The 574-nt window shown below is 73.7% G+C and carries 1 protein-coding gene; it reads left to right on the top strand.

Translation table 11 applies throughout. From position 1 onward, the window contains the following. Positions 1 to 17 precede the first annotated feature (17 nt). Positions 18 to 574 (top strand): RICIN domain-containing protein (locus tag ACFHWE_RS23655; RefSeq protein WP_416604084.1); only part of this gene is annotated, 557 nt, incomplete at its 3' end.

Genomic DNA, 574 nt, shown 5'->3' with positions numbered 1-574 from the left:
CCCCCCGAGGAGCCACCGTGCGCCTTCGACCCCCCACCCACCGCACACGGCCGGGGCCCGGCATCGCCCGCCGGACCCTGGCCCTGCTCACCGCCCTGGCCACCGCCCTGGCCCTGACCACCCTCGCGGCCTCCCCCGCCCAGGCCGTGCAGATCGACACCGACGCCTACTACCTGCTCCAGAACCACCGCAGCGGCCTGGTCGCCGACGTCCCCGACGGCTCCACCGCCAACGGCACCGAACTGGTGCAGTGGGAGCGCAACGACAGCGCCGCCCAGCAGTTCCGCTTCGTGCCCGCAGGGGACGGCTACTACCGCATCGTCAACCGGGGCAGCGGCAAGGCCGTCGACGTGTGGGAGTGGAGCACCCAGGGCGGCGCGGAGATCCGCCAGTACGACGACCTGGGCGGCGCCAACCAGCAGTGGATGCCAGTGGACCGGGCGGGCGGGGTGCAGCTGGTCAACCGCCACAGCGGCATGGCGCTGGAGGTGTGGGCCTGGAGCACCCGCCAGGGCGACCGCCTCTCCCAGTGGGACCCCCACGACGGCGCCAGCCAGATCTGGGACCTCATCGA

This window comes from Nocardiopsis sp. LOL_012 (assembly GCF_048060475.1).
Lineage (GTDB): Bacteria > Actinomycetota > Actinomycetes > Streptosporangiales > Streptosporangiaceae > Nocardiopsis.
The sequence above is the reverse complement of the archived record's forward strand: the minus strand, read 5'-3'. Positions and strand labels throughout refer to the sequence as shown.